The sequence below is a fragment of the Burkholderia sp. HI2714 genome, from assembly GCF_002223085.1.
In the GTDB taxonomy this organism is placed as follows: domain Bacteria; phylum Pseudomonadota; class Gammaproteobacteria; order Burkholderiales; family Burkholderiaceae; genus Burkholderia; species Burkholderia lata_D.
This window is the reverse complement of record NZ_NKFM01000056.1, coordinates 18106-42485: the sequence shown is the minus strand read 5'-3', so window position 1 is coordinate 42485 and position 24380 is coordinate 18106. Positions and strand designations below refer to the sequence as shown.

Genomic DNA, 24380 nt, shown 5'->3' with positions numbered 1-24380 from the left:
GGGAAGGAATTGCGAACGCGGGCCGGCGCAGTCATGCGGCCTGCGTTCGTTTCTGTTTTATCGCGGAAACGGTGGTTACTTCTTTTCTGCCTGCAGAAGTAACACGCGTTTTCGCACGCGATTGAATGACATATCGATGAAATTCATCCTGCCGGATCGAAACATTCCATCGTAATTATTTGATTTAAAAGCGATTTTGACAAAAATCAACAATATATCGCATGAATTGTCTGATGGTTTGAAACCCTCAATACAATGATTCACGGCAGAAAGGCCAATCGGCCCTTTCACGGTTTCGCCCGGTGAAAAAATACGATCCGAGGTTTCGCGATGACGAATCACGACGTGCGCGAGTCGCGCGTGTCCGGCAATGGCATGCGGTCGCTTGAAGGCAAAAGAGGCATCGTCGTCGGCTTGGCGAACGAGCAGAGCATCGCCTGGGGATGTGCGCGCGCCTTTCATGCAGCGGGGGCCGAGCTGGCCGTGACCTGGCAGTCCGAGCGCGCATTGCCGTACGTCGAGCCGCTGCTGGAACAGCTGAAGCCGGCGATCGCGATGCCGCTCGATGTCAGCCGGACCGACCGGATGCGCGAAGTGTTCGACACGATCGGCGAGCAGTGGGGCGGCCTCGATTTTCTGCTGCATGCCGTTGCCTATGCGCCGAGGGCCGACCTGCACGGGCGGGTCGTCGACAGTTCGCCGGAAGGGTTCGCACTCGCGATGGATACCTCCTGCCACTCGTTCATCAGGATGGCGAAACTTGCCGAGCCGTTGATGACGTCCGGCGGCAGCCTGATGGCGATGACCTATATCGGCGCCGATCAGGTCATCGCCGAGTACGGCGTGATGGGGCCGGTCAAGGCGGCGCTGGAGGCCGCCGTTCGCTACCTTGCCGTCGAGCTTGGGCCGGCAGGCATCCGCGTGCATGCGGTTTCGCCCGGTGCATTGCCCACGCGAGCGGCCTCCGGGCTGCCGAACTTCGATCACCTGCTTGACGACACCGCACGGCGTGCGCCATTGCGCCGGCCGCTCGACATCGACGACGTCGGCGCGCTGTGCACCTTTCTCGCCAGCGATGCCGCACGCGCGATGACCGGCGGCGTTCACTACATCGACGCGGGGATGCACGTGCTCGGCTGACGCGAGACGGCCGCTCCCGGAATGCGTCGGGATTCACCTTGCCCTCTGGAGAACAGTGTTATGGATGCTGCCACGCAACTGGCGCGCAGTCATGAGATCGCCGCGGAAATTGTCCACGTCCTGCAAAAGCGCACGCAGCACGCGCTGGAGCAGTACGGGAAGCGGTTGAGCGAAGCATTCGACGGCAGCGACAGCCTCGGCCACGACCCGGGCGCCGCGCCCTTCGCCACAGCGCTCTCGCCGTTGAGCGCATGGCACTACGCGGTCGACGCCGTCCAGCGCTCGCTGCTGTTCTGGGACACGCTGCGCGAGCGCGGCACGCAATACGTCGAGCGCGCGGGCCAGGGGCTCAAGCCGGTGCTGCATTTCGACTACGACGTCGTGCTCGATGGCCGGCAGTTCGAGCGCCCCGTCAATTACGCGCTCGTTCACATCCAGCCGCCGGACGGCGTGATCGTCGACGCCGGCAAGCGGCCTTACCTGATCATCGATCCGCGCGCGGGGCACGGCCCCGGGATCGGCGGCTTCAAGGACGATTCGCAGGTCGGCGTCGCGTTGCGCGCGGGTCATCCCGTGTACTTCGTCGTGTTCTTCCAGGAACCCGAGTCCGGCCAGACGCTGCTCGACGTGTGTGCGGCGGAACAGGCGTTCGTCCGGAAAGTGCGGGCGCTGCATCCGGACAGCCTCAAGCCGGCCATCGTCGGCAACTGCCAGGGCGGCTGGGCCGCGATGATGCTCGCAAGCTCGTCGGCGGACGATACGGGCCCGATCGTCATCAACGGCGCCCCGATGTCGTACTGGAGCGGTGCGTGGAGCGAAGGGCCCGGCGACAATCCGATGCGCTATGCCGGCGGGCTGCTCGGCGGCACCTGGCTCGCGTCGCTCTCGTCGGACCTCGGCAACGGCAAGTTCGACGGCGCGTATCTCGTGCAGAACTTCGAGAACCTGAACCCGGCGAACACGTTGTGGGACAAGTATTACCACGTGTACGACAACATCGACACCGAACCGCCGCGCTTCCTCGAGTTCGAGCGCTGGTGGGGCGGCTACTACCTGATGAACCGCGAAGAGATCGAATGGATCACGCGCAACCTGTTCATCGGCAACAAGCTCTGGTCCGGCGAGGTGCGGGACGGGGCGGGCAAGGCGTTCGACCTGCGCGAGATCCGCTCGCCGATCATCCTGTTCGCGTCGATGGGCGACAACATCACGCCGCCGCAGCAGGCGTTCAACTGGGTCGCGGACATCTACGGCAGCACGGAGGAGATCAAGTCGCGCGGTCAGGTGATCATCGGGTTGATGGAAGAGGATGTCGGACATCTCGGCATCTTCGTGTCGGGCAAGGTCGCGAAGAAGGAGCACGCACAGATCGTCAGCGTGCTGGATGCCGTCGAAACGCTGCCGCCCGGCCTCTATGCGATGTCGATCGAGGAAGTGAAAGGCGCCGACGGGAAAGTTGCTTACGAGGTCACCTTCGCCGAGCACCGTCTCGAAGAGATCGCGCAGCACTTCAACCGCTTCGGGCGCAAGGACGAACATGCGTTCGAGGCCGTCGCCGAGCTGTCCGAATTCACGCAGCGCGCCTATGAGCTGTTCCTGCAGCCGTTCGTGCAGCAGGCCTCGAACGAAGCCACGGCGCGCCTGCTGCGCGATTTTCATCCGCTGCGCTTTCAGCGCTGGGCGTTTTCGGACCTGAATCCATGGCTTGGCTGGCTGAAGCCGGCCGCCGACACGGTCAAGGCGAACCGCCAGCCGGCCGACGATATCGAGCCGTGGCGCAAGCTCGAACGTCGCGGCTCGGACATCGTCAGCGCGTCGCTCGATTTTTTCCGTGCGATGCGCGATGCGAGCACCGAGTCGCTGTTTTTCACGATGTACACGCAGCCCTTCATGCTTCATTTCGCGAAACAGTATTGTGTCCGTCATGCCGCTTCGCCGGTGGCGACGGACCCGCGCGACCTGCCGTTCGTGAAGGACGCGCTCGCGTCGATCGACCAGGGTGGCTACACCGAAGCGGTGGCGCGCGCAGCGTTTCTGCTCGAACGCAGCGGCGAACCGTTTCCGCTGGCGCAGCTGGCGACCGAGCGTGAACTCGCCGAAACCTACGCCGAGTATCTGCCGGACCTGCCGCCCGACCAGTGGCGGCGCATCTACGGCGAACAGGAAATCATCGCGACCTACGAGCCGCAGCAGGCCGTCGCCACGCTGCCGGCCCTGCTGGCCCGGCCGGACGATCGCCAGCGGCTGCTGACGTTGCTGGACAAGCTGCTGGGCGATCCGCGCGTGCAGAGCGCGTCGGTGAGCGAGCAGCAGTGGATGGCCCTGCAACGCATCCGCGCGGTGCTGGGTGCGTCGCCCGCGAAGCGGCCGGCCAAGGGGCCGGTGGCGGCCCTCGATCATGTGCAGTGACGGACAGCCAGGAACCTCGATGGAAAACAGACACGAGAAATATCTCCGCCTCATCGAACACTGCCGGACGCTGGCGCCGATGCCGACGGCCGTCGCGCACCCGTGCGATCGAAGCGCGCTCGAGGGGGCGCTGGAGGCGGCGCGCAAGGGGCTGATCGAACCGGTCCTGGTCGGCCCGCGTGCCCGTATCGAAGCGACCGCCGCGGCGTCCGGGCTGTCGATCAGCGATTACGAGGTCGTCGATGCGCCGTACAGCGAGGCGTCGGCAGCGGCGGCGGTGCGGCTCGTCCGCGACGGGCGGGCGGCCGCGCTGATGAAGGGCAGTCTGCACACCGACGAGCTCATGGCCGAAGTGGTGCGTCACGATGCCGGATTGCGCACCGGTCGGCGCATCAGCCATTGCTTCGTGATGGACGTGCCGGCGCATGCCGATCCGCTGATCGTGACCGACGCGGCGATCAATATCGCGCCGACGCTCGAGGACAAGGTCGACATCCTGCAGAACGCGATCGATCTAGCGCACGCACTGGCATTTCCGCAGGTGCGCGTGGCGATCCTATCGGCGATGGAGACGGTCAACCCGAAAGTGCCGTCGACGCTCGAAGCCGCCGCGCTGTGCAAGATGGTGGACCGGCGGCAGATTACCGGCGCGCTCGTCGACGGCCCGCTTGCGCTCGACAACGCGATCGATCCCGAGGCCGCGCGCATCAAGCAGATCGATTCGCCGGTGGCCGGGCAGGCGAACGTGCTGATGGTGCCGGACCTCGAAGCAGGCAACATGCTCGCCAAGAGCCTGTCGTTCCTGGCCGGCGCGGACGCGGCGGGGATCGTGCTCGGCGCGCGCGTGCCGATCATCCTGACGAGTCGCGCCGATTCGTTGATCACCCGGCTGGCTTCATGCGCGGTCGCGATGCTCGTCGCGAACGTGCGGCGTGAAGCGGCCACGCGCGCGGGGTGATGCCATGGCAGACGTGATTCTGGTGTTGAATGCCGGCTCGTCGAGCATCAAGTTTTCCGCATTCGACGTGCAGGGCGACACGCTCGGGCTGATCGTGCACGGCCAGGTCGACGGTCTTTACACGGCCACCGCGCACTTCAGCGCCGTCGACCATCACGGGGAACGGCACGCGCAGCAATGGGCCGGCGCCGAGGCGTTCGGCCATCACGAAGGGCTCGAGCAGATCGCCGCGTTCCTGGAGGCTCACCAGGAAGGGCATCGTCTCGCGGCGGTGGGCCATCGCGTCGTACATGGCGGGCAACGCTTCAGCGGCCCGGTGCGCGTCACGCCCGAGATCGTGGCCGAACTGGAAAAGCTCACGCCGCTCGCGCCGTTGCATCAACCGCACAACCTGACGCCGATTCGCATCCTCGAAGCGGTGCAGCCTGGTATCGAGCAGGTGGCCTGTTTCGACACGGCATTCCACCGCACGCAGCCCGCGGTGACCCAGGCGTTCGCGCTGCCCGAGTCGATCACCAGCCGGGGCGTGCGCCGCTACGGCTTCCATGGGCTCTCGTACGAGTACATCGCGAGCGTGCTGCCCGACGTCGCGCCACAGGCGGCGCGCGGGCGCACGGTGGTCGCCCATCTCGGCAACGGTGCGAGCATGTGCGCGCTCGTTGCAGGCAAGAGCGTCGCGAGCACGATGGGGTTCACCGCCGTCGACGGGCTGCCGATGGGTACGCGCTGCGGCAACCTGGACCCGGGCGTCGTGCTCTTCCTGATGGAAGAACTCGGGATGGACGTGCGCGCCGTCGAGGATCTGATCTACCGGCGCTCCGGGTTGCTCGGGGTGTCCGGCCTGTCGAGCGACATGCGCACGCTGCTCGCGAGCGACGATCCGCATGCGCGCTTCGCGATCGAGCTATACATCTACCGCATCGCGCGCGAACTCGGGTCGCTCGCCGCCGCCATGGAAGGCATCGACGCGATCGTCTTCACGGCGGGGATCGGCGAGCACGCGCCGGCGATTCGCGAAGGGGTGATGCGCCGCGCGGCCTGGCTCGGCGTCGAGATCGACGTCGACGCGAACCATGCCGGCGGCCCGCAGGTCACGACGGCGTCGAGCCGCGTGCCGGCGTGGGTGATCCCGACCAACGAAGAACTGATGATCGCGCACCATACGCGCCGGCTGATCCGGTGACGGCGGTCGAATCAAGAAAGGAGCCGTCATGGCCGAACTGTTGCTGATCAATGTCGAAGAACACGCACGCGACGACGAGGTCGGCGCGTTCCTGAGCCGGTATGGATTCCCGCTGTTCGATTCGATCGAGCGGGTGCCGGCCGGGATTGGTAACCCGATCGCGCTGCTCAGGTTCAGTACGCTGTCGTCGGTGGCGCTCTACACGCTGCGCGCGCGGATCGATCACCTGTCGTGGCGGGGACGGTCGATCCGCGCGCATATCCTGCCGGATCGGAAGGTGTGAGCGGATTCGTGCGTCGGCGTGGTTGAAGGGGGGAATGCGGGCCGATTCCCCGAAAATGCGCCTTTCCAGCACGATTTTTGAATCCCCGTGTGTCGTGTTCGCGCACAGATACGTTGGGATACACAGCCTCCAGGCGGTTCGGATATAAATCCGGTGAAGCGATTCACACGGCAGCGCAGCGCAGTGCCGGCGCCGCCGCCGCGAACGCCGATTCCCGAGCGCCCCTGCGCGCCGCGGGCCACCTTCCTTAGCGATCGACACTGGAGAACGAGTCATGCCTGAAACCGTGAACACCCGCCGCCGCCTGATCCTCGGTACGACGCTCGCAAGCCTGAGCCTCGCCGACCTCGGCTTCAGCGCCCTGGCGCATGCGCAGTCGGCGCCCGATGCTGCGCCCGCAAAGCGCACGGCCGGCGTCGCGTCGCTGGGCACGATCCACCAGATCGACGCGGGCGTGCTCAACGTCGGGTATGCGGACCTCGGGCCGAAGAACGGCCCCGTCGTGTTCCTGCTGCACGGCTGGCCGTACGACATCCATAGCTATGCGGAAGTCGCGCCGCTGCTCGTCGCGGCCGGCTATCGCGTGATCGTGCCGTACCTGCGCGGCTACGGGTCGACGACGTTCCGTTCGGCCGACACGGTGCGCAACGGCCAGCAGGCCGTGACCGCCGTCGACATCATCGCGCTGATGGACGCGCTGAAGATCGACCGCGCGGTGTTCGGCGGCTACGACTGGGGGGCGCGCACGGCCGACATCATCGCGGCGCTGTGGCCGCAGCGCGTGAAGGCGCTGGTATCGGTGAGCGGCTACCTGATCGGCAGCCAGGCGGCGAACGCCAAGCCGCTGCCGCCGCAGGCCGAGTTCCAGTGGTGGTATCAGTTCTACTTCACGACCGAGCGCGGCGTGCTGGGCTACACGGCGAACCGCGATGCGTTCAACAAGCTGATCTGGCAGCTCGCATCGCCGAAGTGGCAGTTCTCCGACGAAACCTATGCACGCTCGGCCGCGTCGTTCCAGAACCCCGATCACGTGGCCGTCGTGATCCACAACTATCGCTGGCGCCTCGGGCTCGCGAAGGGCGAGGCGCAGTACGACGACATCGAGCGGCGTCTCGCAGCCGCGCCCGCGATCACCGTGCCGACGATCACGATGGAAGGCGACGCGAACGGTGCGCCCCATCCGGAACCGGCCGCGTACGCGAAGAAGTTCACGGGCAAGTACCAGCACTGGACGATTTCCGGCGGCATCGGCCACAACCTGCCGCAGGAAGCACCGCAGGCGTTCGCGGATGCGATCCTGCAAGTGGAGCATCTGTGATGCGGGCGCGCGTGGGTATGGTCCGTCGCGGCGCGCGCCGAGCCTTCGTCGCGGGCGTGCTGCTGGCCGGCGCGTGGTCGGCGAGCGGTCCGGCCGCATTCGCGGAGCAGCCGAAGCCGGCCGCCGCCGCCGCTTCGCCGATCTATGGCGTGACGATCCCGCCCGGCTACCGGAAGTGGGAAATGGTCGCGCCGGCCGAGGAAGCCGCACCACTCGATGAACTGCGCGTGGTGCTCGGCAACCCCGTCGCGATCCGTGCGCTCGAACAGGCGACGCTGCCGTTCCCGGACGGCACGATCCTCGTGAAGCTCGCGTACAAGCGCAAGCAGTCCGACGAGTTCGCGCCGGCGACGGTGCCGGGCCAGGCGACGACCGTGCAGGTGATGGTGAAGGACTCGCGCCGCTATGCGTCGACGGGCGGCTGGGGTTTCGGACGCTTCATCAACGGCGTACCGGCCGATATCGGCCAGCATCAGACGTGCTTTGCGTGCCACCAGGCGCGTGTGAAGAATCACGACTACGTGTTCACGCGGCTTGCGCCGTGACGTGCGTGGTGTGACGGGTTCGACGGAAAGGCGTGCCATGCGTGGCACGCCTTTTTTCATGGTGGGTTGGTTGGGGGGAGCCCATCGGCAGACGGGCCGTGAACGATGCGGCAGCCCGGTTTGTATCGCACTGTATCTGCGGCCGTTCCTGAAAAACTGGCATGCAGAAAGCCCCGGTTTCGGAAACATGGCAGATACGTGCGCGGGTTCTACTGTCGACATGCAGGAAACGTTCGATGCCAGACGATCTGGATCGGATGCCGAATGATCGACTGACCTACCTCTCTCAAGGAGAACCCTCATGAAAGCCGCTCGACTCCTCGCCGTTGCCGTCCTCGCTGCCATCCCCGCCTTGTCGTTCGCCGATACCGGCCACGGCCTCACGCGCGCCGACGTGCGCGCCGATCTCGTCCGCCTGGAGAAGGCCGGCTACAGCCCGGCCAGCAGCGAAGCGAACTACCCGAACGATATCGCGGCTGCAGAGAACGCCGTCGCCGCGCAGCAGGTCGCGCGTTCCGACCAGAACGGCCCGTCGAAATCGCAAGGCGACAACGTGGCCGATGCGTCGACGCCGGCCGGCCATCACGACGCGTCCCAGTCGCGCTCCGCACGGAATGCCGCCGACGACCTGTACGCGCATTCGTGATTTGCTGCCGCGCTTGCCGCAGGCGGGCGCGGCCACCACTGCAGCACTGCATGTAAAACACACAACTGAGCAAGGAGCATGACGATGGCCGGTTTGATGAAACGCGTTCTGGTATCCGCCGCGGTGATCGGCGGACTGTTCGGCGCGGTGGCGGCACAGGCCGCGCCGAAAGAAGATCTGAAGGGCACGAACGTCGTGCTCGTGCACGGCGCGTTCGCCGACGGGTCGAGCTGGAACCGCGTGATTCCGCTGCTCGAGGCGCGCGGGCTGCACGTGGTGTCGGTGCAGAATCCGCTGAGCTCGCTCGCCGACGATGCGGCCGCAGCGAAGCGTACGATCGACGAACAGAAGGGGCCGGTCGTGCTGGTCGGCCATTCGTGGGCCGGCGTCGTGATCAGCGAGGCGGGCAACGACGACAAGGTGAAGTCGCTCGTGTACGTCGCCGCGTTCGCGCCCGACAACGGCCAGTCGATCGCCGACGTCACGCAGGGGCTGCCGGCGCCCGCGTGGGCCGGTGAGCTGCGCAAGGACGCGGGCGGTTTCGCGACGCTGTCGGACAAAGCGATCGCACAGGATTTCGCGCCCGACCTGCCGCCCGCACAGCAGCGCATCGTTGCGGCGACCCAGGGGCCGTGGTATAGCGGTTGCATCTCGGAGAAGGTCACGCAGGCCGCGTGGCATGCGAAGCCGTCGACGTTCGTCGTCGCGACGCAGGACAAGATGATCGACCCGACGCTCCAGGAAGCGATGGCGAAACGGATCGGCGCGACGGTCACGCGCGTGAACGGCAGCCATGTGTCGATGCTGAGCCAGCCGAAGGCCGTGGCCGACGCGATCATCGCGGCGGCCGAGCGCGCGAAGCAGGATACGCAGTGAGTGAACGCGGCGCCGTGCTTTCGTGGGGAAGCGCGGCGCCATGAGTGAGTGTGATGTCCTTCCACAAGGAGAAGTCATGACGGAACTCTGGCAACTGCCCGCAACCGAACTCGCGAAACGCGTGCGGCATCGTGACGTGTCCGCGCGCGAAGTGGCCGATGCGGTGCTCGATCGTCTCGATGCGGTGAATCCGGCGATCAACGCGGTGATCGAACACCGGCCCGACGATGTCCGGCGGCAGGCCGACGAAGTCGATCGCGCGATCGCGCGCGGCGAGGATCCGGGGCCGCTCGCGGGCGTGCCCGTGACCGTGAAGATCAACGTCGACCAGGCGGAATTCGCGACGACCAACGGCACGCGCCTGCAGGAGAACCTGATCGCGCACGCCGACAGCCCGGTGGTCGGCAACATCAGGAAGGCCGGCGGAATCCTGCTCGGCCGCACCAATTCGCCGACGTTCGCGTTGCGCTGGTTCACGTCGAATCTCGTGCATGGCCACACGCGCAATCCGCGCCATCCGTCGCTGACGCCGGGCGGATCGAGCGGCGGCGCGGCGGCAGCCGTGGCCGCCGGGATCGGCCCGCTTGCCGTCGGCACCGACATCGGCGGCTCGGTGCGTTATCCGGCCTACGCGTGTGGCGTGCACGGCATTCGTCCGTCGCTCGGTCGCGTGCCGGCGTTCAATGCGTCATCGCCCGAGCGGGCGATCGGCGCGCAGCTGATGTCGACGGCGGGGCCGATTGCACGCACGATCGACGATCTCTCGCTCGCGCTGCGTGCGTTCGCCGCGCCGGACCCGCGCGACCCGTGGCACGTGGCGGTGCCGTTCGACGGGCGCGAGGTGCCGAAGCGCGCGGCACTGTGCGTGCGGCCGGGGGGCTTGCAGGTCGTGCCCGAGGTCGAGGCCGCATTGCGCGATGCCGCACGGCGGTTGATCGATGCCGGCTGGACCGTCGACGAGATCGACGACACACCGCCGATGCGCGAGGCGGCACTGTTGCAGGAGCAACTCTGGCTCGGTGATGGCTTCGACGCATTGACGAATGCGGTCGTGAAGGACGGCGATCCGGGTGCGGCTGCCGTGGTCGACGCGGTGCGCGGCAAGGTGCGCGACCTGCCGGCCGACGTGATCAGCCGCGCGCTCGTCCGGCGCACGACGCTGACGCGGCAGTGGCGGCTGTTTCTCGACGCGTATGCGGTCGTGTTGCTGCCGGTGTCGTCGGAGCTGCCGTTCCCGGACGATCTCGACCGGCAGGGGCCGGACGGGTTCGATCGCGTGTGGGAGGCGCAGCTCACGTTGCGCGCGCTGCCGGCGATGGGGCTGCCGGGGTTGGCCATCACGACGGCGCTCGTGAATGGCGTGCCGGTCGGCGTGCAGGTGGTCGCTGCGCATCATCGCGAGGATCTGTGCCTGCTCGCGGGGCGCGATATCGAAGCGCGCGGCGTGCCGGTCGCGCCGGTCGACCCGGTGGTGTGACGCGCGGAAGCGTGAGTGCATCGGCGATGCCCGTCCGGCGTCGCGTCGATGCATTCCGACCACCCGCCTGATTTCCTGAGTCGTCCATGCATGCACGCCCGTGCATGCATGCCATTTCGGATTCCGTTGCAACGCGCCGCACGCCGCGTTGATCGTCTCCCGCGATCCCTTTCAAAGTCTTTCGATGCGTGACATCGAACGGCCACCCACCTTCCCGTCCTCCTCGCCGGCGAGCCCATCCCGATAGCGCACGTCTGCTATTGCATTCCTCGCGGCGCTGATTAGGAAATGAATTTTTATTGGTTCTGCTTGCTCTTCCTCGCTCGCATAGTGGCGCTGACGGCTATAGACAGCATGCAAGCTGCAACGGCCGCATTCCCGGTGTTTTTTGATCATACGAATCAACGAAAACGAGGAAGTGTCATGACGGTTGCATTGGAAGAACGAACCGCTGCGCAGCAGGCGCTCGAAGACGCGCGCGCAGCGGCTACGGCGGCCGGCACGCCCTATGCGGGCGGCGTCGCGCCGGAAGCCGCGTGGGCGCTGTTCTCCGCCGGCGACGCATTGCTGGTGGACGTACGCACGGCCGAGGAACGGAAATTCGTCGGCCACGTGCCGGAGTCGCTGCATGTGCCGTGGGCAACGGGTACGAGCCTGACACGCAACCCGCGCTTCGTGCGCGAACTGGAAGCAAAGACTGGCAAGACGGCTGTCGTGTTGCTGTTGTGCCGCAGCGGCAACCGCTCGGCGCAGGCGGCCGAAGCCGCGACGAAGGGGGGCTTTACGCAGGTATTCAACGTGCTCGAAGGGTTCGAGGGCGACCTCGACGAGCGGCAGCATCGCGGCGGCAGCAATGGCTGGCGTTTTCGCGGCCTGCCGTGGGCACAGGACTGATTCACGGCCGTTACGGGAGAAAGCAGCATGGCCGCATTCGACATCGACACCATCGTTCAATCGCTGCAGAGCGTGCGCCGCGCATGGCGCGAGAAGCAGCGGCGCTCGCTCGAACCGGGCGGGCGCGACCTGCCGGCGCGCGAGGCGCTCGCGCAGATCATCGGCGCGCTGAAAGGCGTGCTGTTCCCGATGCGGCTCGGGCCGCCCGACCTGCGCCAGGAGAGCGAGAACTTCCACGTGGCCCATGCGCTCGACGCGGCGCTGAATGCGCTGCTCGCGCAGGTGAAGCTCGAATTGCGCTACGCGGCGCGACAGCGCAATGCCGACGGGCCGGTCGACAACGTCGATGACGTTGCATCGACGGCCGTGCAGGCCTTCGCTGCGCGCTTGCCCGAGATTCGCCGGCTGCTCGACAGCGACGTGCTGGCCGCGTTCCACGGCGATCCGGCGGCCGGCAGCGTCGACGAGGTGCTGCTGTGCTACCCGGGCATCCTCGCGATGATCCACCACCGGCTCGCGCACGAGCTGTACGGGCTCGGCCTGCCGCTGCTCGCGCGGATCATCGCCGAGCAGGCACATGCGGAAACGGGCATCGACATTCATCCGGGCGCCCGCATCGGCGCGGGCTTCTTCATCGATCACGGCACGGGTGTCGTGATCGGCGAAACGGCGATCATCGGCGAGCGCGTGCGCGTGTACCAGGCCGTCACGCTCGGTGCGAAGCGCTTTCCGCGCGATGCGGCCGGCCATCTGGAGAAGGGGCTCGCACGCCATCCGATCGTCGAGGACGACGTGGTGATCTATGCGGGCGCAACGATCCTCGGCCGCGTGACGATCGGGCGCGGTGCGGTGATCGGCGGCAATGTATGGCTCACGCAGGACGTGTCGCCCGGCGAAAACGTCACGCAGGCCGTGCTGCGCAGCGAAGCGAATACCGCACCGCGCGCGGCGGCGCGCGTCGCCTAGGAGGCGCGATGAGCGACCTCATCCATCACTTCGGCGCCAACGTGCGCAAGCTGCGCGAAGCGCGCACGTGGTCGCAGGAGCAGCTGGCCGAGCATGCGGGGCTGAACCGCTCGTATGTCGGCGAGATCGAGCGCGGCGAGGCGATCGCATCGATCGTCACCGCCGACAAGATCGCGCGCGCGTTCGACGTGTCGATCTCGACGCTGCTGCCGGGCGCGTACGTCACCTGAGGCTGCCCCGTTCCGTTTCCCTTTCGGTTGCACGCGACATGACGGCTATAGCATGTTGAGCCGGCAGGGGCGTGCTTCCGATAATCACCGAGCGTCATAAGCAATCCCGTTTTTCATCTAAAGAACCCGGAGCCATACATGTCGACCGTTGCAAGCGGCACGGCCGCGCTGAGCGATCACGCCGCCCGCCAACTAGCGAACGCTACCAAGACCGTCCCCCAGCTTTCCACGATCACGCCGCGCTGGCTGACCCACCTGCTGCAATGGGTGCCGGTCGAGGCCGGCATCTATCGGCTGAACCAGGTGAAGAACCCGGAAGCCGTGCGTGCCGCGTGCACGCAGCTCGAGGACGAAAGCGTGCTGCCGCAGACCTTCGTGCCGTACGAGGAGCAGCCGCGCGAGTATTTCCTGAACGCGGTGAGCACGGTGCTCGACGTGCATACGCGGATCTCCGATCTTTACAGCAGTCCTCATGACCAGATCAAGGAACAGCTGCGCCTGACGATCGAGACGATCAAGGAGCTGCAGGAAAGCCAGCTGATCAACAACCCCGACTACGGGCTGCTGGCCAACGTGACCGACGAACAGCGGATCTTCCCGCTGACGGGCGCGCCGACGCCGGACGACCTCGACGAGCTGCTGACCAAGGTGTGGAAGGAGCCCGCGTTCTTCCTCACGCACCCGCTCGCGATCGCCGCGTTCGGCCGCGAATGCACGCGGCGCGGCGTGCCGCCGCCGACGGTCAGCCTGTTCGGCTCGCAGTTCCTCACGTGGCGCGGCATTCCGCTGATTCCGTCGGACAAGGTGCCGGTCGCGGATGGCAAGACCAAGATCCTGCTGCTGCGCGTCGGCGACAAGCGCCAGGGTGTGGTCGGCCTCTATCAGCCGGGCGTCGCGGGCGAGCAGGGCCCGGGCCTGTCGGTGCGCTTCATGGGGATCAACAACCAGGCGATCGCGTCGTACCTGATCTCGCTGTATTGCTCGCTCGCGGTCCATTCGCCGGATGCGCTGGCTGTCCTCGATGACGTCGAAATCGCCAAGTTCCATGACTATCCCGACACCTACCGTTAATCCCGGCCTGGCCGGCGGCGACGCGCACGCGCTGCCGCACGCGCCGCTGCCGGCCGGCTTGCCCGACCCGGCGACGCTTGCGCGGCTTGCGTCCGAGTTCTTCGCGACGCCGCCCGGGCAGGCCACGGCGCCCGGGCTGTCGGCGGGCAGCGGCGCGGTCGGCGGTGTGCCGTCGGCGTTGCCGGCCGCCGCGCCGATCCTCGCGTCGGTGAGCAACCCGGTACCCGGCGGTTCGCCGCTCGCGGGCCCGGGTGGTGCGGGCACCGGCGTGCCGGGTCTCGCACTCCCGCAAGGAAAGGTGCCCGGTGCGAACCTCGTGCCGTCCGCGCCGACGCACGTTCTGTCGCTCGGCAACCGCGCACCCGCGCTGGCGCCGCATGCGGCCGCGCAGAACGGGCTGCCCGACAACGTCGTGTCGATCGCACCCGCGCTCGAACCGCGCGTCGGCGGCGCGGCGCTCGGCGTGCCGCCGGTGAATGCGCCCGCACCGGAAGGCGCGGCGAAAGCATCGCCGTACTACTTCACCGACGGTTCGCTGCAGGGCTGGCAGGCGACGCCGCAGGACATCGTCGTGCCGTCGAACGGCCTTGCATCGCCGGAAGCGTTCGGGCTGCCGGGCGACGACGCGCTGCGCGAACTGCTCGCCGTGCATCGCGACGTGCCGGTGTCGCGCGCATCGGGCGGCGACGTGCCGCGTTACTTCATCGACGATACGCACGCAGCCGAGCCGCAAGGCCAGTTGCATCGCGGCGCGCATCCGCCGTTCGACGTGAATGCGATCCGCCGCGATTTCCCGATCCTGCAGGAGCGCGTGAACGGCAAGCAGCTCGTGTGGTTCGACAATGCGGCGACGACGCACAAGCCGCAGGCCGTGATCGACCGGCTCGCGTATTTCTACGCGCACGAGAACTCGAACATCCACCGCGCCGCGCATGCGCTGGCCGGCCGCGCGACGGACGCATACGAGCACGCGCGGGACACCGTGCGGCGTTTCATCGGCGCATCGTCGTCGGATGAAATCGTGTTCGTGCGCGGCACGACCGAGGCGATCAACCTGATCGCGAAGACGTGGGGTGTGCAGAACGTCGGCGAAGGCGACGAGATCATCGTGTCCCATCTCGAGCACCACGCGAACATCGTGCCGTGGCAGCAGCTTGCCGCGCTCAAGGGCGCGAAGCTGCGCGTGATTCCGGTCGACGATTCGGGGCAGGTGCTGCTCGACGAATACCGGAAGCTGCTCAGCGACCGCACGAAGATCGTGTCCGTCACGCAGGTGTCGAACGCGCTCGGCACGGTCGTGCCGGTGAAGGAGATCGTCGAGCTCGCGCATCGTGCGGGCGCGAAGGCGCTCGTCGACGGTGCGCAGTCGATCTCGCACATGCGCGTGGACGTGCAGGCGCTCGATGCGGATTTCTTCGTGTTCTCCGGGCACAAGATCTACGGGCCGACCGGGATCGGCGTCGTGTACGGCAAGCGCGCGATCCTCGACGACATGCCGCCGTGGCAGGGTGGCGGCAACATGATCGCGGACGTGACGTTCGAGCGCACGGTGTTCCAGCCGCCGCCGAACCGGTTCGAGGCCGGCACCGGCAACATCGCGGATGCGGTGGGGCTGGGCGCCGCGCTCGACTACGTGAACCGGGTCGGCATCGAGAACATCGCGCGCTACGAGCACGACCTGCTTGCGTACGCGACGAGCGTGCTCGCGCCGGTGCCGGGCGTGCGGCTCGTCGGCACCGCGCGCGACAAGGCGAGCGTGCTGTCGTTCGTGCTGAAGGGCTATGAGACCGAGGAAGTCGGGCAGGCGCTGAACGAAGAGGGCATCGCGGTGCGCTCGGGGCATCACTGCGCGCAGCCGATCCTGCGGCGGTTCGGGCTCGAGGCAACGGTGCGGCCGTCGCTCGCGTTCTACAACACGTGCGACGAAGTCGATGCGCTGGTGAGCGTCGTGCGGCGTCTTGCGACGCGGCGCTGACGCCATTCGCTTGCGGCGGCCCGAGTGGGTCGCCGCAAGCGCTTGATCACGTCAACAATCAGAACCGCACGACCTGCTTCTGCTCGACGCTGAAGCCGTCGCGCAGCACACTCGCCGAATCCGCGAAGTAGCGGCGGGTTTCCGACAGCAGGTCGGTGTTGCCGCGACGGCAGAACACGACCCCCGATCCTTCTTCCGTCAGCAGTTCGTCGATCAGCGATTCGGGCTGACCGATATCGGCGAGGTGGACGTTCTGCACGCCGTGCGCGAGCGCATCGAGCGCGTCCCGCACGCACGGCGCCGCCGTGGCGGCCGGGTGCTCGGCCAGCCAGTGCTCGAGTTCCGTGATGCCGTAGAGCCCGGCGAGTTCGCCAAGTTCGCGCAGCAGCGCGCTGTCGACCATCATCACCAGCGTGACGGCGCCCGTGCGCTGCGCGAAGAGGCTGCCGAGCCGTTCCGCGCGCAGCAGATGGTCGTGGCCAGCGTCGTCCGGGGCGACCGGCATCACGACGGGCACCAGCCCGTTCTCGAGAAACGCGTTCAGCGCGGTGCCGTCGAACCGTGCGACCGCGCTCGTGTCGGTGCGGTCGGAACTTGCGCTCGCCACCAGCAGGCCGCCGTCGTGGCCGTCGATGCCGATTGCCTTGGCGCCGTGACTGCCGATCAGCCGAACCAGTTCATGATTGACGCCCGCCATCGCCGCGTGAACGGCGTGGATCGATTGCGTGCCGGATGCGGCCGGCACACCCTGGACGACGATCGGTCGAACGCCGGTGAGCGCGAGCAGCGCGACATCCTGCGCGAACGCCTGGCGGGCGCGTGCATCGCTCGCGGCGCCGCCGTCGACGATGACGACGGTCTGCCCGTGCAGGGCCTGCATGAACGGCAGCGAGCGCGCCAGGCCGGCTACGCGCCGCGACGTCAGAGTGGGACTTTCAGGGTCTGGGAACATGGGAATCCGAATGGATGAAGGGAGTGCCTGTCGCCGCAGGGTGCGGCATCGATGCGGCATCAGTGCGTGCGTTGCATCAGCTGGTGAATCTCGTCGGGCGTCTGCGCGTCGCGCGATGCCTGCCGGAACGGGCGTTCGCTGAAACACCGCGCCGCGTCGGCGAGCAGTTCGAGATGCGCGCGGTTGTCTTCCTGCGGCAGGACCAGCACGATGAACTCGCGCACGGGCTTGCGGTCCGGTGCGTTGAAGGTGAACGAATACTGCGCGCGAACGAACAGCGCGACGGCCGAGCGGAGACCGGCGACACGCGCATGCGGAATCGCGACGCCCTGGCCGAGGCCGGTCGAGCCGAGTTGCTCGCGCTTCGTCAGTTCGGTCCTGATCCGTTCCGCGGATACGCCGCTGCTGCGCTCGATATAGCGCGCGACGAGGTCGAACAACTGGATCGCGCTTTCGACGGGTACGTCGAGCAGGATGTTGTCCGGCGGGCAGGCGTCGGCCAGCCGGGTCGCGAACGGTGCGCCGCCGCGTCGGTAGGGAAGGTCGGGTTGGCCGCCGACGGCGGCCTGCTGCGTTTGCATGCGGATCTCTCCGTGTCGGGATGACAGGGAAATCCTAGATAAAACCGCGTAAAGACGGTGTTAGATACGAGCGGGCCCGGCATTAAAATTGTGTATCGATTGCCGATGGAACCGCGCCCGACACGTACCGCTTCAGGTACCGGACAGCACGAACGGCAGCGTCGTCAGCAGAAACACCGAAATGCCGACCACCGGCGCGCCGAACGCGATCGCCGCGAACGCCACCGCGGCGCTGGTCAGCACGAGCGTTCTCGACACCCGTCGGTGCCGGTCGTGTGCAGCCGCCCTGTCATCGCGGATTGCATCGGTCCGCGCACCGATCACGTGTTTCCAGAACGTCAGGCCAAGCATGATGGCTCCTGTATGAAAGTTGACCGGGACCGGGCGCGCGACGCGCCCGCCAAGCGGGTCAGCAGCGCTTGAGCTTGAGCACGCGCGAGATCTGCCCGGACGTGAAGCTGCTGTTGCGCACGTAAGGCGCGCAGTCGAGCGGTGCGGTGAGCGATTCGCTGACGACGTACTGGCCGACGAAGCGGTACGCGTCCGTGGCCATGCGGATGAACACCGGAATCGCATCGCGTTGTGCGGCGAGCGTCCTGCCGGCCGCCCGCGCGGACGCGCTGCCGTCGCAGAGGATCACGTCCGGCGCGTGCGGGTTGAGGTCCGTGCGCAGGCAGGCGGCCACGACCTTGCCGTTCTTCGTCGGCAGGAATGCCTGTTTGCTGCCGCCGCAAGCGGTGTGGATGAATTCGCGGGTGTATTGCTTGTCGATCTCGAACATGATCGGGCTCCGGTATCGGGAATATCCGTTTGGTAAATCAGGTATGCAAAGCAATTCGATCGGATCGACCTGTCTGACGTGGGCATGCCAATCGAACGTTGCCGCGGCGGCGGATCGATGGTGCGTCGTGATACGGAAATTTCCGCGCGAACACGCTTGCATCGCGCGATGCGCGGCTAACGCATCGACGTCGTGTTCAAGCGTGCACGGGAAGGACTACGGCGCGCACCGTCCGCCTGCTGGCAGGACGGTGGCTCGGGAAAAGAGACGCAGGCGTCCTGCCTGTCAGGCAGAAAAGCAACTCGGAGGGCGAGGACTTCGGATGCGCATGTGCGTACTCGGTGATGGATTGCGAACACATTCTAGTGAACGCATGCGCAGGCGCAAGTAAAAAGGTCGTAAAGGTTGCGTGGTCCGTGCGGGATCGCGCCGTGTACTACGTGCACTGCCAGAAATGCGCGCTGGTGCGGCACGGCGCGCACCAGAACGTGTAGTTCGCACCGCCGCTACCCCACAGCCATTCGCCGCCGTCCGTTTGGGGAAGGCCGGAATCGAGCTGCATGACGAATGGCATCTTGCGGCCGCAATCCGGGCAGTCGGGATACCACGCGGACTGTACCCACGACGGGGCGCCGCCCACACGGCTCAGGTTCTGCCGGCTGTTCGACATGCCCCATTCCTGCCGCGTCCAGCGTGCCGGTGCGGCGAAAAGTGCAACGTCTTCCTCCAGGAATGGGGCCGCCGGACAGTCCGGCTGGATCGCGGTGTCACGTTGCTGAGCCGGGTGCGCACAGGCGTTTCCGGCGTCGTCGTGCTGGTGGAACATCGGGCCATTGCTCTCCCAGCCAACGCACGACAGGCAGGTGTCGAACGACACGGGGGTCGTGCTGTCGATGCCTGCCGCGGCTGGTTGCGGCAGTGTCAGCAATCGATGCAGCGGCTCGTGACACAGGCCGCATCGATGCGACGACACGCCGCCGAAGCGAGCCCCCAATCGATGCGAATCGCGCGCGTGCCAGGTTGGGTGATGCGCGTGAATCTCGCGGTTCCACTTCGGCTGGGCGCGGCGTATCGGCGCGCCCAGCGTCAGGCCGAAGTCGATATGCAGTGGTGCTTCGCCGTGCAACGCGCGCAACGTGTCGTGTTCCTGAACGTAGCCGGCGGACATGAGCCAGTTAAAGCGCTTCTCGGGATCGTCCGGAAACAGCCACGCTGCCGCGTCGCGAACGGCCGCAGGGTCTCGCGAATAAAGCAGAGCGATGGCGCGTTCGTGTGCCGTGTCGCTGCCGGAAGGCGCGTCGGCAAGCAGGCCGCGCCATGCTTCGATCGTCGCCGGATCGAGCATCCGCCACGCGTTTCCCTCGTAATACAGGCGCGATGACCGCTTCGTGGCGGCAATGTCGAGGAATGCGTCCCAGTGACCAGAAAACACCTGCGGCGTCTGCATCACCACGCTCGACAACACGCTCGCGAGCCGCTCGTTCCATGCGCCGTTGCGGACGTCTTGCCACGCTTCGGCGGCGACTTTCGCGAAAGCGGTGTCGTCCATCAGGTCGAGCGCGGCACTGAGGAACGTCGCATGCGGCAATACGCGATCGAACGACGCGATCACGAGGTCGGCGAGCGCAGCCGGGTTGTCGCGTCGCAGCGCCAGCATCTGCGACATCGGATCGTTGCCGTTCCAGCGGAGGCGTTCGTAGTCGTCGAGAATGGTTTGTACGGTCGGCATGGCGGGGCGCGGTGAAGGTTCGACGAGTGAGCGGAAGCCGGGTGGATCAACGTCCGGCGAGCATCCGCCCGCCGACCCCCATCAGCAGCAGCCCGGCCGTCGTATCGAGCACGGCCTTGCGACGAACCAGGAGCGCGCGCACCGACGGGTGCGAGGCGAGCAGCACCATCGTGCAATACCACGCAGCCGAGATGGCGACCGACAGCGTGACGACAGCAAGATCGAGCCACGCCGACGCATGGGCCGGCACCATCAACGCGAAGATGCTCCCGTAGAACGCGACCGATTTCGGATTGGTCATGCTGACGACGTAGCCCTTCTTCGCGGCGTGCCAGTCGGACGCGGCGGCCGGTGCGGCAACGGGCAACGGCTTGCGCGCGGTCACGATCATTTTCAGGCCGAGCCAGATCAGGTAGGCGGCGCCCGCCAGCCGCAGCGCCGTGTGCACCCATGCGACATGCGTGACGAGCAGGCTGAGCCCGGCGATCGCAATTGCCGCCCAGGTGCCGGACGCGGCGGCCAGGCCAACGCCGGTCATCACACCGGCGCGGCGCGACTCGACCGCGGTCGACGTGACGATCACGAAGTTCGGGCCGGGGCTGGCGACGCTCAGCAAGAGGACGCCGGCGAGTGGAAGCAAGGTGGTGAGGGTGGTCGACATGGCGTGGAGGGCAGCGCGACGGGACGGGCTTTCATCTTACCCGAGCGAGCTGGCGGGTTGGCACGTCGCTCTGCTTCGCCAATCCAATGAAAAAACGCGTGACGACTTTTATCGCCACGCGCACGGGGAGTCTGCGAGACACGGGGAGTCTGCAAGATCGCGCGCATGCCGGCGAACCGGCACACGGCACACGCGCTACACCGTCAGAAATCGAACCCCGGCCCGCCCGCACCCGGGCCGCCCGGCGCCGCCGCCGGCGCCGCATCCTTCGGCGCTTCGAACACGGTCGCATCGGTCGTCAGCAGCAGCCCCGCGACCGACGCCGCGTTCTGCAGTGCCGTACGCGTGACCTTGGTCGGATCGAGCACACCCGATTCGACGAGGTCGCCATATTCGCCCGTCTGCGCGTTGTACCCGAAGTTGCCCGAGCCTTCGGCCACCTTTGCGACGACGACGCTCGCTTCCTCGCCCGCGTTCGTGACGATCTGGCGCAGCGGTTCCTCGAGCGCGCGCAGCACGATCTTGATGCCCGCGTTCTGGTCGGCGTTCACGCCCTGCAGCTCGCGGATCGCCTGCCGCACGCGGATCAGCGCGACGCCGCCGCCCGGCACGATGCCTTCCTCGACGGCCGCGCGCGTCGCGTGCAGCGCGTCGTCGACGCGGTCTTTCTTCTCCTTCACCTCGATCTCGGTGGCGCCGCCAACCTTGATCACCGCCACGCCGCCCGCGAGCTTCGCGACGCGTTCCTGCAGCTTTTCACGGTCATAGTCCGACGTGGCTTCGTCGATCTGCACGCGGATCTGCTTCACGCGCGCCTCGATGTTCTTCGCATCGCCCGCGCCGTCGATCACGGTCGTGTTTTCCTTGCCGACCTCGATGCGCTTCGCCTGGCCGAGTTCGGCGAGCGTCGCCTTCTCGAGCGTCAGGCCCGTTTCCTCGGCGATCACCTGCCCGCCGGTGAGGATCGCGATGTCCTCGAGCAGCGCCTTGCGGCGGTCGCCGAAGCCCGGCGCCTTCACGGCGACCGTCTTCAGGATGCCGCGGATGTTGTTCACGACCAGCGTCGCGAGCGCTTCGCCTTCGACATCTTCCGCGATGATCAGCAGCGGCCGACCCGACTTCGCGACCTGTTCGAGCACCGGCAGCAGGTCGCGGATGTTCGAGATCTTCTTGTCGTGCAGCAGGATGTACGGGCTTTCGATCTCGGCGATCTGCTTGTCGGGGTTGTTGATGAAGTACGGCGACAGGTAGCCGCGATCGAACTGCAGCCCCTCGACGACATCGAGTTCGTCCGCGAGCGACTTGCCGTCCTCGACGGTGATCACGCCTTCCTTGCCGACACGGTCGATCGCTTCCGCGATGCGCTGGCCGATTGATTCCTCACCGTTCGCGGAGATCGTCGCGACCTGCGCGATTTCCTTGCTCGTGGTGGTCGGCCTGCTGATTTTCTTCAGCTCGTCGACGGCCGCCGCGACGGCCTTGTCGATGCCGCGCTTCAGGTCGAGCGGGTTGAGCCCGGCCGCGACGTATTTCTGGCCTTCACGAACGATCGCCTGCGCGAGCACGGTGGCCGTCGTGGTGCCGTCGCCGGCGGCGTCGCTGGTGCGCGACGCGACTTCCTTCACGAGCTGCGCGCCGATGTTCTGCAGCTTGTCCGCGAGTTCGATTTCCTTCGCGACCGACACGCCGTCCTTCGTGACCACGGGCGCGCCGAAGCTGCGCTCGAGCACGACGTTGCGGCCCTTCGGCCCGAGTGTGACCTTCACCGCGTTCGCGAGAATGTTCACGCCTTCCGTCAGCTTGGCCCGTGCGACGTCGCTGAAAATGATTTCCTTCGCTGCCATGATTGCGCTCCGTTATTGATTGACGACCGCGACGATGTCTTCCTCGCGCAGCACGAGAAACTCGTTGCCGTCCACCTTGACGGCTTGCCCCGCGTATTTGCCGAACAGCACGCGTTCACCGACCTGCAGGTCGGGCACGATGCGCTGGCCGTCCGTATCCTTGCGGCCGGGGCCGACGGCGATCACTTCACCCTGGTCGGGCTTTTCCGCCGCGCTGTCGGGGATCACGATGCCCGATGCGGTGGTGGTTTCCTGGTCGAGTCGTTTCACGATCACGCGGTCGTGCAAGGGGCGTAGGCTCATTGGTTCGTCCTGTGCTGATCTGTTGAAATGGGCTGGCACTCTTTAACAGAGAGTGCTGACGAGTATAAAAATGCGCGGCGGCGCAATCCAATAACGGATTCCGAAATGCATTCGCGCCGTCGTGCAAAAGCGCGTCGCCCCGCTACTGCGACACGGCCTGCTGGGCTGCGGGCGTGCAGACCGGGCGGATCGTCTCGCCGGCGAGCACGCGCTTCACGAACGGGATCGAATCGGCGAGCGACGCGTTCACGGTGCCGTTGTGTTCGCGGCCCGCATACAGGTGCGCCTCGACCGTCGTGCCGGCCGCGCATGCGTCCTTCGCGAGCGCGAGTTCGAGCGGCGCGAGCCCGTCGTCCGCGCCCGCGCCGATGAAGACGGGCGTGGCGATCTTCAGCGTCGGGTATTTGAGGTATTCATCCCACCATGCCTTCAGCCGCGCATCGCCGCCGGGCTTCACGGTGTTCGCGTGCGTGAGGTGCGCGAGCGCCGCGTCGTCCTCGAGCGATGCAAGGCAACTGATGCGCGACTGTTCGAGGATCGGCAAGGCCTGGTCGGTCAGCACCTCGTCCGCGCGCAGCGACGGGTCGATCTGCTGCGCGGAGAGCACCGAGTAGAACTGGTACGCGAGCGTCGGATCGACGCGCCCGGGATCGCGCCGGTACGCGCTCTCGAACTTCGGCAGCGACGCGAGCGTGGCGGGCGACGCGTTGTAGATCGTGCCGGTGGCGACGGTCGCGCGGATCGCGAGTTCGGGCGTATAGGCCGATGCGTAGCCGGCCGCCGCGAACACGGCCGAGCCGCCTTGCGACTGGCCGACGAGCACGACCTCGTTCGCGAGGCCCGGCACGCCGCCGAGCACCGCACGCACGCTGTCGAGCAGCGTGTAGCTGTTCGAGCGGTTGTTGAGCTGAGGATTCGGGCCGGGCGTGCCGAGCCCCTGGTAGTCGGTCGCGACGACCGCGAACCCTTGCTGAAGCCACGCGTTCAGGTAGCGCACGTCGCGGTACGAGCGGCCGAACCACGACGGCGCGCAGATGTCGGCCATCCCGAACGTGCCGTGCGCCCACGCGACGATCGGCCAGCCGCCGGCCGGCGGCGTGCCGCGCGGCACGAACAGCGCACCCGACACGGCGATCGGCGTGCGGCCGCCGACGCCGTCGGTCGATGCATACAGGATGCGCAGCTGGCGCCCGGCGCTCGCGAGCCCGAGCGTCGCCGGAAGCGGCTCGGTGCGCAGCAGCACGCCGGGCGTCGCCGGAATGTCGCGGTCCCACGTGTAGAACGCGGACACGCGGCCGTCGCCCTGCAACGGATCGGGTGCGGGCACGCGGCCGGGGGAAGCCGCATGCGAGAGGAGAGACGAGACGGCGAGCGTCGAAGCCAGCAGCGTGCGCGCGGCATGGCCGCGCAGGGGGAGAAGCGTCATGGTTGGATGGGTGTCGGTGAAGTCGGATCGGACGTGCCGGACAGTGCGCGGCGCGGGCTGACCACGACGCAAGTTTCGAACCAGCGCGCGCGTGGCAGAGGCGACGCACGGTGTGACAGGCCATCGCGCGGC

At 67.0% G+C, this 24380-nt stretch carries 25 protein-coding genes; 15 read left to right on the top strand and 10 right to left on the bottom strand.

Translation table 11 applies throughout. The features are described from left to right. Positions 1–75 precede the first annotated feature (75 nt). A complete protein-coding gene (locus tag CFB82_RS44165) occupies positions 76–462 on the bottom strand; it encodes a hypothetical protein (RefSeq protein WP_256990557.1) in 387 nt (128 codons plus the stop codon). On the opposite strand from CFB82_RS44165, the gene fabI reads away from it, so the two are divergent. The 15 genes from fabI (at position 376) to CFB82_RS30730 (ending at position 15971) form a co-directional block, all read left to right on the top strand. Next, the gene (fabI, locus tag CFB82_RS30805) at positions 376–1140 is read left to right on the top strand and encodes an enoyl-ACP reductase FabI (RefSeq protein ID WP_089486648.1); all 765 of its coding nucleotides are present in this window, start codon (positions 376–378) and stop codon (positions 1138–1140) included. The two genes, CFB82_RS44165 and fabI, sit on opposite strands and share 87 nt — an antisense overlap. Positions 1141–1200: 60 nt before the next feature. Beyond that, a complete protein-coding gene (locus CFB82_RS30800; RefSeq protein WP_089486527.1) occupies positions 1201–3549 on the top strand; it encodes a DUF3141 domain-containing protein in 2349 nt (782 codons plus the stop codon). Between the two features lie 19 nt (positions 3550–3568). Beyond that, positions 3569–4507: a phosphate acetyltransferase gene (locus tag CFB82_RS30795; protein ID WP_089486526.1), complete on the top strand. Its 939-nt coding sequence runs from the start codon at positions 3569–3571 to the stop codon at positions 4505–4507. A 4-nt stretch (positions 4508–4511) separates the two neighbouring features. Continuing rightward, entirely contained in the window at positions 4512–5690 is a 1179-nt protein-coding gene (locus tag CFB82_RS30790; protein ID WP_089486525.1) for an acetate/propionate family kinase, read from the top strand. 28 nt (positions 5691–5718) lie between these two features. Next, on the top strand, positions 5719–5973 hold the full coding sequence (locus tag CFB82_RS30785) for a hypothetical protein (RefSeq protein ID WP_089486524.1): 255 nt from the start codon (positions 5719–5721) through the stop codon (positions 5971–5973). Between the two features lie 274 nt (positions 5974–6247). Beyond that, positions 6248–7291 (top strand): alpha/beta fold hydrolase, encoded by a 1044-nt coding sequence (locus CFB82_RS30775; protein WP_089486523.1) that lies wholly within the window; start codon positions 6248–6250, stop codon positions 7289–7291. Continuing rightward, entirely contained in the window at positions 7291–7836 is a 546-nt protein-coding gene (locus tag CFB82_RS30770) for a cytochrome P460 family protein (protein WP_089447083.1), read from the top strand. The genes CFB82_RS30775 and CFB82_RS30770 overlap by 1 nt, the downstream gene beginning before the upstream one ends. A gap of 301 nt (positions 7837–8137) precedes the next feature. Continuing rightward, positions 8138–8482, top strand: coding sequence for a DUF4148 domain-containing protein (locus CFB82_RS30765; protein ID WP_089486522.1), 345 nt, complete (start codon positions 8138–8140; stop codon positions 8480–8482). A gap of 84 nt (positions 8483–8566) precedes the next feature. Further along, a complete protein-coding gene (locus CFB82_RS30760) occupies positions 8567–9358 on the top strand; it encodes an alpha/beta fold hydrolase (protein WP_089486521.1) in 792 nt (263 codons plus the stop codon). Positions 9359–9434: 76 nt separating this feature from the next. Continuing rightward, a complete protein-coding gene (locus tag CFB82_RS30755) occupies positions 9435–10835 on the top strand; it encodes an amidase family protein (protein WP_089486520.1) in 1401 nt (466 codons plus the stop codon). Positions 10836–11258: 423 nt separating this feature from the next. Continuing rightward, a complete protein-coding gene (locus tag CFB82_RS30750; protein ID WP_089486519.1) occupies positions 11259–11729 on the top strand; it encodes a rhodanese-like domain-containing protein in 471 nt (156 codons plus the stop codon). A gap of 27 nt (positions 11730–11756) precedes the next feature. Beyond that, entirely contained in the window at positions 11757–12695 is a 939-nt protein-coding gene (epsC, locus tag CFB82_RS30745) for a serine O-acetyltransferase EpsC (RefSeq protein WP_089486518.1), read from the top strand. Positions 12696–12703: 8 nt separating this feature from the next. Then, positions 12704–12925, top strand: coding sequence for a helix-turn-helix domain-containing protein (locus tag CFB82_RS30740; RefSeq protein ID WP_011356215.1), 222 nt, complete (start codon positions 12704–12706; stop codon positions 12923–12925). 138 nt (positions 12926–13063) lie between these two features. Then, positions 13064–13996 carry a family 2A encapsulin nanocompartment shell protein gene (locus tag CFB82_RS30735; RefSeq protein ID WP_006479760.1) on the top strand — a complete coding sequence of 311 codons (933 nt, stop codon included), beginning with the start codon at positions 13064–13066 and terminating at the stop codon, positions 13994–13996. Next, on the top strand, positions 13971–15971 hold the full coding sequence (locus CFB82_RS30730) for a family 2A encapsulin nanocompartment cargo protein cysteine desulfurase (protein ID WP_089486517.1): 2001 nt from the start codon (positions 13971–13973) through the stop codon (positions 15969–15971). Before CFB82_RS30735 ends, CFB82_RS30730 begins: the two co-directional genes overlap by 26 nt. A 58-nt stretch (positions 15972–16029) precedes the next feature. Here CFB82_RS30730 and CFB82_RS30725 read toward each other — a convergent pair whose 3' ends face one another. The 9 genes from CFB82_RS30725 to CFB82_RS30685 form a co-directional block, all read right to left on the bottom strand. Beyond that, on the bottom strand, positions 16030–16923 hold the full coding sequence (locus CFB82_RS30725) for an amino acid kinase family protein (protein WP_089486516.1): 894 nt from the start codon (positions 16921–16923) through the stop codon (positions 16030–16032). Positions 16924–16982: 59 nt separating this feature from the next. Continuing rightward, a complete protein-coding gene (locus CFB82_RS30720; RefSeq protein WP_089486515.1) occupies positions 16983–17504 on the bottom strand; it encodes a PTS sugar transporter subunit IIA in 522 nt (173 codons plus the stop codon). Positions 17505–17636: 132 nt separating this feature from the next. Next, the gene (locus CFB82_RS30715; RefSeq protein WP_011356211.1) at positions 17637–17855 is read right to left on the bottom strand and encodes a hypothetical protein; all 219 of its coding nucleotides are present in this window, start codon (positions 17853–17855) and stop codon (positions 17637–17639) included. Positions 17856–17913: 58 nt separating this feature from the next. Beyond that, positions 17914–18285, bottom strand: coding sequence for a DUF6697 family protein (locus CFB82_RS30710; protein WP_043178447.1), 372 nt, complete (start codon positions 18283–18285; stop codon positions 17914–17916). A gap of 436 nt (positions 18286–18721) precedes the next feature. Then, positions 18722–20014 (bottom strand): hypothetical protein, encoded by a 1293-nt coding sequence (locus CFB82_RS30705; protein ID WP_089486514.1) that lies wholly within the window; start codon positions 20012–20014, stop codon positions 18722–18724. Between the two features lie 46 nt (positions 20015–20060). Next, positions 20061–20675, bottom strand: a complete 615-nt coding sequence (locus CFB82_RS30700; protein ID WP_089486513.1) for a LysE family translocator — start codon at positions 20673–20675, stop codon at positions 20061–20063. 203 nt (positions 20676–20878) lie between these two features. After that, a complete protein-coding gene (groL, locus tag CFB82_RS30695; RefSeq protein WP_039354347.1) occupies positions 20879–22519 on the bottom strand; it encodes a chaperonin GroEL in 1641 nt (546 codons plus the stop codon). 12 nt (positions 22520–22531) lie between these two features. Continuing rightward, complete coding sequence (locus CFB82_RS30690; protein ID WP_011694564.1) at positions 22532–22822, bottom strand: co-chaperone GroES; 291 nt, start codon at positions 22820–22822, stop codon at positions 22532–22534. A gap of 142 nt (positions 22823–22964) precedes the next feature. Beyond that, a complete protein-coding gene (locus tag CFB82_RS30685; RefSeq protein ID WP_089447095.1) occupies positions 22965–24248 on the bottom strand; it encodes an alpha/beta fold hydrolase in 1284 nt (427 codons plus the stop codon). Positions 24249–24380 lie beyond the last annotated feature (132 nt).

What these genes read in the sequence shown, in the direction of transcription:
- fabI (WP_089486648.1), top strand. Translation starts at nt 376, where the DNA reads ATGCGGTCGCTTGAAGGCAAAAGAGGCATCGTCGTCGGCTTGGCGAAC.
- CFB82_RS44165 (WP_256990557.1), bottom strand. Translation starts at nt 462, where the DNA reads ATGAAAGGCGCGCGCACATCCCCAGGCGATGCTCTGCTCGTTCGCCAA.
- CFB82_RS30800 (WP_089486527.1), top strand. Translation starts at nt 1,201, where the DNA reads ATGGATGCTGCCACGCAACTGGCGCGCAGTCATGAGATCGCCGCGGAA.
- CFB82_RS30795 (WP_089486526.1), top strand. Translation starts at nt 3,569, where the DNA reads ATGGAAAACAGACACGAGAAATATCTCCGCCTCATCGAACACTGCCGG.
- CFB82_RS30790 (WP_089486525.1), top strand. Translation starts at nt 4,512, where the DNA reads ATGGCAGACGTGATTCTGGTGTTGAATGCCGGCTCGTCGAGCATCAAG.
- CFB82_RS30785 (WP_089486524.1), top strand. Translation starts at nt 5,719, where the DNA reads ATGGCCGAACTGTTGCTGATCAATGTCGAAGAACACGCACGCGACGAC.
- CFB82_RS30775 (WP_089486523.1), top strand. Translation starts at nt 6,248, where the DNA reads ATGCCTGAAACCGTGAACACCCGCCGCCGCCTGATCCTCGGTACGACG.
- CFB82_RS30770 (WP_089447083.1), top strand. Translation starts at nt 7,291, where the DNA reads ATGCGGGCGCGCGTGGGTATGGTCCGTCGCGGCGCGCGCCGAGCCTTC.
- CFB82_RS30765 (WP_089486522.1), top strand. Translation starts at nt 8,138, where the DNA reads ATGAAAGCCGCTCGACTCCTCGCCGTTGCCGTCCTCGCTGCCATCCCC.
- CFB82_RS30760 (WP_089486521.1), top strand. Translation starts at nt 8,567, where the DNA reads ATGGCCGGTTTGATGAAACGCGTTCTGGTATCCGCCGCGGTGATCGGC.
- CFB82_RS30755 (WP_089486520.1), top strand. Translation starts at nt 9,435, where the DNA reads ATGACGGAACTCTGGCAACTGCCCGCAACCGAACTCGCGAAACGCGTG.
- CFB82_RS30750 (WP_089486519.1), top strand. Translation starts at nt 11,259, where the DNA reads ATGACGGTTGCATTGGAAGAACGAACCGCTGCGCAGCAGGCGCTCGAA.
- epsC (WP_089486518.1), top strand. Translation starts at nt 11,757, where the DNA reads ATGGCCGCATTCGACATCGACACCATCGTTCAATCGCTGCAGAGCGTG.
- CFB82_RS30740 (WP_011356215.1), top strand. Translation starts at nt 12,704, where the DNA reads ATGAGCGACCTCATCCATCACTTCGGCGCCAACGTGCGCAAGCTGCGC.
- CFB82_RS30735 (WP_006479760.1), top strand. Translation starts at nt 13,064, where the DNA reads ATGTCGACCGTTGCAAGCGGCACGGCCGCGCTGAGCGATCACGCCGCC.
- CFB82_RS30730 (WP_089486517.1), top strand. Translation starts at nt 13,971, where the DNA reads ATGACTATCCCGACACCTACCGTTAATCCCGGCCTGGCCGGCGGCGAC.
- CFB82_RS30725 (WP_089486516.1), bottom strand. Translation starts at nt 16,923, where the DNA reads ATGTTCCCAGACCCTGAAAGTCCCACTCTGACGTCGCGGCGCGTAGCC.
- CFB82_RS30720 (WP_089486515.1), bottom strand. Translation starts at nt 17,504, where the DNA reads ATGCAAACGCAGCAGGCCGCCGTCGGCGGCCAACCCGACCTTCCCTAC.
- CFB82_RS30715 (WP_011356211.1), bottom strand. Translation starts at nt 17,855, where the DNA reads ATGCTTGGCCTGACGTTCTGGAAACACGTGATCGGTGCGCGGACCGAT.
- CFB82_RS30710 (WP_043178447.1), bottom strand. Translation starts at nt 18,285, where the DNA reads ATGTTCGAGATCGACAAGCAATACACCCGCGAATTCATCCACACCGCT.
- CFB82_RS30705 (WP_089486514.1), bottom strand. Translation starts at nt 20,014, where the DNA reads ATGCCGACCGTACAAACCATTCTCGACGACTACGAACGCCTCCGCTGG.
- CFB82_RS30700 (WP_089486513.1), bottom strand. Translation starts at nt 20,675, where the DNA reads ATGTCGACCACCCTCACCACCTTGCTTCCACTCGCCGGCGTCCTCTTG.
- groL (WP_039354347.1), bottom strand. Translation starts at nt 22,519, where the DNA reads ATGGCAGCGAAGGAAATCATTTTCAGCGACGTCGCACGGGCCAAGCTG.
- CFB82_RS30690 (WP_011694564.1), bottom strand. Translation starts at nt 22,822, where the DNA reads ATGAGCCTACGCCCCTTGCACGACCGCGTGATCGTGAAACGACTCGAC.
- CFB82_RS30685 (WP_089447095.1), bottom strand. Translation starts at nt 24,248, where the DNA reads ATGACGCTTCTCCCCCTGCGCGGCCATGCCGCGCGCACGCTGCTGGCT.